Source organism: Candidatus Binatia bacterium, assembly GCA_036382395.1.
GTDB lineage: Bacteria > Desulfobacterota > Binatia > HRBIN30 > HRBIN30 > JAGDMS01.
On the sequence record DASVHW010000172.1, the window covers coordinates 1 to 7,656 of the forward strand.

General features: G+C 61.7%; 7 protein-coding genes. 6 read left to right on the forward strand and 1 reads right to left on the reverse strand.

The window, feature by feature from the left end; all coding sequences use genetic code 11:
- Positions 1 to 178 precede the first annotated feature (178 nt).
- The 6 genes from VF515_07955 (at position 179) to VF515_07980 (ending at position 6,008) form a co-directional block, all read left to right on the forward strand.
- Positions 179 to 1,534 carry a S41 family peptidase gene (locus tag VF515_07955; protein HEX7407566.1) on the forward strand — a complete coding sequence of 452 codons (1,356 nt, stop codon included), beginning with the start codon at positions 179 to 181 and terminating at the stop codon, positions 1,532 to 1,534.
- A gap of 103 nt (positions 1,535 to 1,637) precedes the next feature.
- Positions 1,638 to 2,747, forward strand: coding sequence for a divergent polysaccharide deacetylase family protein (locus tag VF515_07960; GenBank protein HEX7407567.1), 1,110 nt, complete (start codon positions 1,638 to 1,640; stop codon positions 2,745 to 2,747).
- Positions 2,748 to 2,768: 21 nt separating this feature from the next.
- Entirely contained in the window at positions 2,769 to 3,989 is a 1,221-nt protein-coding gene (xseA, locus tag VF515_07965; protein ID HEX7407568.1) for an exodeoxyribonuclease VII large subunit, read from the forward strand.
- 60 nt (positions 3,990 to 4,049) lie between these two features.
- Positions 4,050 to 4,298: an exodeoxyribonuclease VII small subunit gene (locus tag VF515_07970; GenBank protein HEX7407569.1), complete on the forward strand. Its 249-nt coding sequence runs from the start codon at positions 4,050 to 4,052 to the stop codon at positions 4,296 to 4,298.
- Positions 4,299 to 4,365: 67 nt separating this feature from the next.
- Positions 4,366 to 5,259 carry a farnesyl diphosphate synthase gene (locus VF515_07975; protein ID HEX7407570.1) on the forward strand — a complete coding sequence of 298 codons (894 nt, stop codon included), beginning with the start codon at positions 4,366 to 4,368 and terminating at the stop codon, positions 5,257 to 5,259.
- Positions 5,259 to 6,008, forward strand: coding sequence for a TlyA family RNA methyltransferase (locus VF515_07980; protein ID HEX7407571.1), 750 nt, complete (start codon positions 5,259 to 5,261; stop codon positions 6,006 to 6,008). The genes VF515_07975 and VF515_07980 overlap by 1 nt, the downstream gene beginning before the upstream one ends.
- A 56-nt stretch (positions 6,009 to 6,064) precedes the next feature.
- On the opposite strand, the gene VF515_07985 is transcribed toward VF515_07980, so the two are convergent.
- Entirely contained in the window at positions 6,065 to 7,126 is a 1,062-nt protein-coding gene (locus VF515_07985) for a hypothetical protein (protein ID HEX7407572.1), read from the reverse strand.
- Positions 7,127 to 7,656 lie beyond the last annotated feature (530 nt).

Below are 7,656 nucleotides of genomic sequence, written 5' to 3' on the forward strand. Positions count from 1 at the left end.
CCTCCGTGGTCGGTCCAACTCCTGTTGGCTCGACCGATTGTCTGGAAGGACCGGGCGAAAAGTAAGCCGGTTTTGGCGGCGCGAAAGCGTCAATTGTGAGTCCGCGGCCATTCAGTTATAATCACTGGCATCGTCGGCAGAAACTGTTAGAGTGCGGTAGAGAAAGGTATCACTGTACATGGGCACCCGGAAGCAAAGGCTGCGTACCATCGTTCTCGTCTTCGGCGTGACAGTCGTCTTGTGGTTCGGTGGGCGTCTCGTCGGCCGCGTCTCGGCAGTAGCCAAGGAGACCTACGAGAACATTGAAGTCTTCACCAACGTTCTGGCTCTAGTTCAAAAGAATTACGTGGATCCGGTAACGACCAAGCAGCTCATCGATGGTGCCATCACCGGAATGCTGGCCGCACTCGACCCTCACAGCGGCTACCTGCCTCCGGATTTGTACAAGGAGTTGCAGGTTGATACGCGCGGCAGCTTTGGCGGCTTGGGTATCGAAATCACCACCCGGAACAACGTGCTCACCGTTGTCTCCCCGATCGAAGACACGCCCGCTTATCGGGCCGGCATCAAGCCAGGTGATCAGATCATCAAGATTCAGGATGAGTACACGAAGGACATGCCGCTGGTCGAGGCGGTAAAGAAAATGCGCGGCCCGCAGGGGAGCAAGATCCGTCTCACCTTGCGGCGCGAAGGCCTGGCGCACTTCATCGAGCACACTCTTACCCGCGAGGTGATTCGGATTCAGAGCGTCAAGTCACACATGTTGGAGAAGGGGTACGCCTACCTGCGCGTCACGCAGTTCCAAGAACGGACGGATGACGATCTGCAGCATGCCCTTTCGAACCTCGAGCAGGAGAACGGTGCGCCGATTGCCGGGATGGTTCTCGACCTCCGGAACAACCCCGGTGGCCTGCTCACGCAGGCCGTCAAGGTATCGGACGAGTTCGTAGACTCCGGTCTGGTCGTCTACACCGATGGCCGGCTGGAAAGCCAAAAGCAGAAGTACTTTGCCCATAGGGCAGGCAGCCACACCGACTTCCCGATGATCGTTTTGGTCAACGGCGGCAGCGCCAGCGCCTCGGAAATCGTCGCCGGGTGTTTGCAGGACCACAAGCGCGCGCTCATCCTCGGCACGCAAACGTTCGGCAAGGGATCGGTTCAGACGATTTTGCCGCTGGATGAAACTGCGGCAATCCGATTGACGACGGCGAGGTACTACACACCAAACGGACGCTCAATTCAGGCCACCGGCATCACGCCGGACGTCGTGGTCGAAAACAACGTCGTGCAGGCCAAGGCCGAAGGTGGCCCAAGCTTCCCGACCATTCGCGAAGAAAACCTGCCTCGTCACTTCGGACACAAGGACAAAGGCGCTCCTGGTTCTACGGAACCGAAACAGATCGAGGAAGAATCCGCGGAGACGCTGTCCCTACACGAAGGCGAGCTGGGCAAGGATCCGCAACTGGACCGCGCTCTCGATCTGTTGAAAAGCTGGAACGTGTTCAAGACAGTCATAGCGCAGAACGCGCCATGACCCACGGACGCCGATGGCTGTGAGGTCCGGCTGCGCCTGATCCACAGCCGTCTTTCGGCGCACAGGTAGCGACGCTGCCTCAGGCCTGGCAGCGCCTCGTTCTATGGCCAGAATTCTCGGCTTTTTCCTCAACTGCGGCCTCGGCGTGCTCATATTCCTGAGTGTGTCCGCGCTGCAGCAGGGTCCGGAAGCACCCGTTGCGGTTCCTCCTCAGTTGCATTCGGACTGGGCGGCTGATTTTCCCGAGCGGATCGATCGAGTAACGGCTGCGCTGTCCCAGGTGGCGCTGCCGTTCCCCACCCCGACCATGGCTGCACGAGGCGCCGGCGCGGTCCGCTGGTTTCACCGGCGCTACGAAATCACCCTGCCGAAGCCCGAGGGGTCCGGTCAAATCGCGCAGTGGTTCGATCCGGCCCGTACCGCCGCTCCGGGGGTCACGCTGAACGTCAGTGAGGAAACCGACGGAGCCACTGTGCAGGTTGGCGTGGACGGGCTATTGACCCATACCGTCGCACTCCATTGGCTCCCGCACCGCCCCCGCGCTGTGATTATCATCGGCGACCTCGGGAGCGACTTGCTGATCGCACGCGCATTGGCCGGAATCGATGCGCCGGTAACGTTCGCCATCAAGCCGTTCCAGCCGTTTTCAAAAGAGGTAGCCGAACTGGCAACGCTGTTTCACCGCGAGGTGTTGCTGCAACTCGAGCCAGAGGCGGACCACCGGCCAAACAGCGCTCCCTCCCCTACCCCGCCAGCCAGCACCGAGCGCGGCGGCCTCTCGCGCTGGCTGGCCCAAAACCTGGCGGCAGTGCCCCACGCCGTCGGCATCACCAGCCGCTTTCAACCACCATTCACCGGCGATCACGAACACCTGCAGTCGCTGTTGAAGGCCCTCAAGGAGAAGAACCTATTCGTCGTAGGCGCCGGTGATGCTTCGCTGCACGATACTTGCGAGGTGGCCGCCTCAATGGCTGTTGGATGCGCTGACAACACGGTCGTCCTGGGCGATACGGACGACGAGCAGATCATCCAGAATGAATTGCAGGCCGTGGTGGAAACGGCGCGAACCCGCGGCGACACGATCGCGACCGGCCACGCTACGCAAGCCACTCTGGTGACGCTCCGGGCCGCAATTCCAACCTTTGCCGCGGCGGGAGTTGACGTGGTGCCGGCTTCGACTGTCGTCCGGGACCGATCCTTGTCCCCGCGTTGATCCTTCTGTTACAGTCCGAACATGCAACTGCCGTTGGGGCTGCCCGCGTTGACCACGGTCCTCACGGTCTCACAACTCAATCAACGTATCCGGGAAAGGCTCGAAAGCAGTTTTGACGAGGTGTGGGTCGTCGGCGAGATCTCCAACTTCCGTGTGCCGCCGTCGGGTCATTTTTACTTCTCCCTCAAAGATCAGCGCAGCCAGATCGCCATCGTGATGTTCCGGTCCGCGAATCAGCTCCTGCCCTTTCGGCCTGAGGACGGCATGGAAGTCATTGTCCGCGGCCACGTCGGCGTCTACGAAGCCCGTGGAGGTTTACAGCTCTGTGCCGAGGCCATGGAGCCCCGGGGTCTCGGCAGCCTGCAACTGGCGCTGGAACAACTGAAAAAGCGCCTGGCTGCCGAGGGTCTTTTCGCCGAGTCACGCAAGCGCCCGCTGCCCTTCCTCCCCCAGAGCGTCGGCATCGTCACCGCGTTGAAGGGTGCGGCCATTCATGACCTGTTGGCCGTCTTGCGGGCGCGATGTCCACGCATCCACGTCATCCTTCGGCCGGTGCGCGTACAGGGAACAGGCGCCGCCCCTGACATCGTGCAAGCGATTGCAGACCTCAATCGAGTGCCGAGCGTGGAGGTGATCATCGTTGGACGTGGCGGCGGCTCGATCGAGGACCTCTGGGCCTTCAACGATGAAGGCGTTGCGCGCGCCATCGCCGCATCGCGTACGCCGATAGTGTCGGCGGTCGGCCACGAAATGGACGTGACCATCTCCGACCTGGTGGCCGACCGCCGCGCCCCCACACCCACCGCCGCCGCAGCCATGGTTGTGCCTGATCAGCGCGATCTCGTCGCCCAGTTGGACAAACACGCGCTCGCCCTGCGGCTCGGAGTGCAGCGGCGGATACGCCGTGAGCACGAACACGTGGCGGCCCTGGCGCGGCATCTACGCGACCCACGCCAGGTCCTCAAAACCGTGCAGCAGCGTGTCGATGAGCTGAGTGAACGCGCGCTGCGGGCAGCGACCGGACGCCTCCGCTTTGGGCAGCAGCAACTCCGGGGCGCGGCCGAACGATTGCAGGCGCTGAGCCCTCTGGCGGTACTCCACCGCGGCTACAGCATCGCCCGGCGCGCCGACGACGGTACGGTGATTCGTGACTCGACCAGTCTGCGGATCGGAGACGACTTGCGCTTGGTATTTGCCCGCGGAACCGCCAGGGTGCGTGTCGAGGACACCGGTGCTAACTAGAATCTTCAAAGGGAGAAACAGATGACGCCGCGGCGGAAGAACCCTCAGCTGGAGCACAGCATGGAAGATTCCAAAGACGTCAAGAAGTTTGATCACGCCATGGCAGAGCTGGAGGCCATCGTTGCCCGCCTCGAGACCGGCGACCTGCCGCTAGAGGAGGCGCTGGCCACCTTCGAAGCCGGGATCGCACTGGTACGGACGCTGAACCAGCGTCTCACCGAAGCGGAGGCCCGAATCGAACTCTTGAGCCATGACGCGCAAGGAGCGGTACGGCTACGACCCGTCTCTGAGCAGGAGCTCAAGGAATGATTCGACCAGACGCACGAACAGCCGTTGCCTCAGCCAGCCAGACCTGTAACCGCAGGAGGCGACCAACGTGAACCTGCCACGCTACCTTGAACACCGACAGCAGCGGGTGAACCGCTTTTTGGAACGCTGCATCCCGACAACCTTGCCGCCACACAAACTCAATGAGGCGATGCGCTATTCGCTGTTCTCCGGTGGCAAGCGTATCCGGCCGATCCTCGCCATCGCAGCCAGTGAAGCGGTGGGCGGGACGGTTACTCCCGTGCTGCCGTTTGCGTGCGGGCTCGAGCTGATCCACACCTACTCGTTGATTCACGATGACCTCCCGGCGATGGACGACGATGACATGCGGCGCGGCAAGCCGTCCAACCACCGGGTGTTCGGCGAGGGCGTCGCGATCCTCGCCGGCGATGCACTGTTGACCGAGGCATTCCGCATCATGGCCGAGGCCGCTGTCCGGTCAGGCACACAGCAGAGCCAGGCACTCCAGGCCATGGTCGAAATTGCCACCGCCGCCGGCGCACACGGCATGGTCGGTGGGCAAGCGGCGGACATCGAGGCGGAACAGACGGCGGCGGACTTGCCGACGGTGGAGTTCATTCACATCCGCAAGACCGGTGCGCTGATCCGCGCTGCCGTCCGTGCCGGCGGCCTTCTGGGTGGAGCACGGCCGCAGCAGTTGCGTCAATTGACACGCTATGGAGAACTCATCGGCCTCGCTTTCCAGGTTGCCGATGACATCTTGGACGCAGAGGGTCCCACCGCCCTCACGGGAAAGGACAGCGGGCGCGATCAGATGCTACACAAGGCAACTTTCCCGGCCGTGCTGGGATTGCCGGCAGCGAAGGAACGGGCTCAAGAGTTGCTCGCTGACGCGCTACGGGCGCTGCGCTCGTTCGATCACCCAGCCGAACCGCTGCGTGAGATTGCGCGCTTCGTCGTGGCGCGTGCCTGTAGCGCCTGATGCCCGCGAAACGCGAACGCCTCGACAAGCTACTGGTTGACCGTGGCCTGGTCGGCAGCCGCGAACGCGCCCGGCGGCTCATCATGTCGGGAGAGGTCTGGGTTGCCGGCCAGCGCGTCGACAAGCCCGGGGCGCTGGTGCCCGTAGATGCCACGCCGGAAGTCCGTGGCGCAGATATTCCATTCGTCAGCCGCGGTGGTCTCAAACTCGACGCCGCGCTGACGCATTGGAACATCGACGTTCGCGGCCTCATTGCAGTCGATGTCGGCGCGTCGACCGGCGGCTTCACCGATTGCCTGCTGCAGCGGGGCGCGCGGCACGTCTTCGCCATCGACGTCGGCTACGGTCAGTTCGCGTGGGCGCTGCGCCAGGATCCGCGCGTCACGCTGTTTGAGCGCGCCAACATCCGCGCCTTCGACCCGGTGAAGCTTCCGGAGCTGGCGGAGCTGGCCGTGATCGATGTGTCCTTCATCTCGTTACGCCTGGTGCTTCCGGCCGTAATCAAGCTGGTCGTCCCGGGCGCGATCATTCTGCCGCTAGTGAAGCCGCAATTCGAAGTCGGCAGAGCAGAGGTCGGCAAAGGCGGAGTGGTCCGCGATCCGAAACTGCAGGAATCTGCAGTCGACACTGTCAGCAACTGCGGCAAGGCGCTAGGCCTCACCTACCACGGGGATTGCCCGTCGCCGATAAAGGGCCCGAAAGGCAATCAGGAATTTCTTCTGTACTTCACCGTGCCGTCGGCACAATAAAAAGGGGAGGAGCTAATCGCTCCTCCCCTCATGTGCTCAACCGAACGTCTAGTTACTTAGCGCCCGGCCCGTGCCATACGCGCCAGCATCCAGGCCATCGAGAGACCGAGGCCGGCAATTAGCAGCAAGCCAGCCGGTGACGTCGGCGACGGCACCACTGGAACCGGCGGCCGGGTTCTCGTCGGCGTCTGCGTCTGCGTTGGCGTCGCCGTCAGCGTCGGCGTGGTCGTTGGCGTCGGAGTCGGTGTCGGCGTCAGCGTCGGCGTCTGTGTTGGAGTCGGGGTCGGCGTCGGCGTCTGTGTCGGCGTGTTGGTCGGCGTCGGGGTCGGCGTCGGCGTATTGGTGGGTGTCTGCGTCGGCGTCGGGGTCGGCGTCGGCGTATTGGTGGGCGTATTCGTCGGCGTCGGGGTCGGCGTCGGCGTCTGCGTCGGTGTGTTCGTATTCGTCGGCGTCGAGGTCGGGGTCGCCTCAGCAAGAGATGCCGTGACTACGTTTCCCGCATGCAAAATTGGAACGGTATTGCATGTAGCGTCTGAGAAGAAGGCAAGCTGCTCGATATCGTAAGGCGTGGCATCAGGGTCTGACCCAGCGAGCTTCTGTATTTGAAAGTCAATGGTGCAAAAGTTTTGGGTACCTGCAGTAATGATGAGGGGCGTACCAAAGGTAAACACAAGCTCATTTTGGCTATGTGTTCCCAAAATAAAGTTCGACGCAATGGTACCCCCGCAAGTTGAAACGATGGTGCCATCGCCTAGGTAGGCAATGATGTCGGTTTGGCGAGTGCACCCTGTTGCGGTTGCTGTTCCGTTTGCACAGGCCAGATCGAAGGCGACTGAGGTGAGCGTCATGTGAGTCCCACCCTCTATGAGATTAGCCCCGACGATGAGTCGGACAGTGTCGATGGAACCTTGGAGGTTCGGGTTCTGAACCACAGGATAGCTGATCTGCAGCGCTCCGTTACAAGTATCAGCAACTTTAGCATGCACCCGAGAGGATGCGCCCACCACCAGCGCCAGCGCCACGAAACCCAGCAACTTCCAAGAAAATGCTTTCATCAGGTCCTTATGGTGCCTGGGCACCGACTTCCTATCAGCTGCGATACTAACCGTAGGGTCCATCCTCGCCTCCTTCCAAGCTCCGCGAACTAAGACCTGCCTGAGTCCCTCTCCAACCTTCCCCTATCGACAGGGACTCGAGGCATAGCCAGGTTCCTTAGATCAACACCGATGGGAACTAACCACAAATCGACGAGTCCGTCAAGACAAAAAGGGCTTCAAAGCTCACGGTTAACGAAAAATCTCGACTGGACCAGATTTGGACTGCCTTCGGCAATCCGCCATACGAACTCACAAATCGCTTGCCTTTTCGCGGAACACCCCTTACGGTCCAAGCTCATAGCTGGCAAGAGGAAGTGCGGCCCGAAACGAAAGCCCGCCGGAGCGGTCCTGCAAGCGAAGGGTGAGTAAAGCACGAGCAGCCGAAATTTCCAAGAGGGTCCCGGAGTAGGGGAACATTTGGGCACACCAGGATTTGTGAACATTTTCGTCGCCTCGAATTGCAGCGAACCCGCCCTTTCCATCATCTCCGTGATCTTAGGGCCGGCAACCCGGCGCTACCGGCGCAACTGTGACACTCGCCTAAACTTACG

Bases quoted from the DNA above. Each gene is read 5' to 3' on its own strand.
- VF515_07985 (HEX7407572.1), bottom strand. From the start codon at position 7,126: ATGGACCCTACGGTTAGTATCGCAGCTGATAGGAAGTCGGTGCCCAGG.
- VF515_07955 (HEX7407566.1), top strand. From the start codon at position 179: ATGGGCACCCGGAAGCAAAGGCTGCGTACCATCGTTCTCGTCTTCGGC.
- VF515_07960 (HEX7407567.1), top strand. From the start codon at position 1,638: ATGGCCAGAATTCTCGGCTTTTTCCTCAACTGCGGCCTCGGCGTGCTC.
- xseA (HEX7407568.1), top strand. From the start codon at position 2,769: ATGCAACTGCCGTTGGGGCTGCCCGCGTTGACCACGGTCCTCACGGTC.
- VF515_07970 (HEX7407569.1), top strand. From the start codon at position 4,050: ATGGAAGATTCCAAAGACGTCAAGAAGTTTGATCACGCCATGGCAGAG.
- VF515_07980 (HEX7407571.1), top strand. From the start codon at position 5,259: ATGCCCGCGAAACGCGAACGCCTCGACAAGCTACTGGTTGACCGTGGC.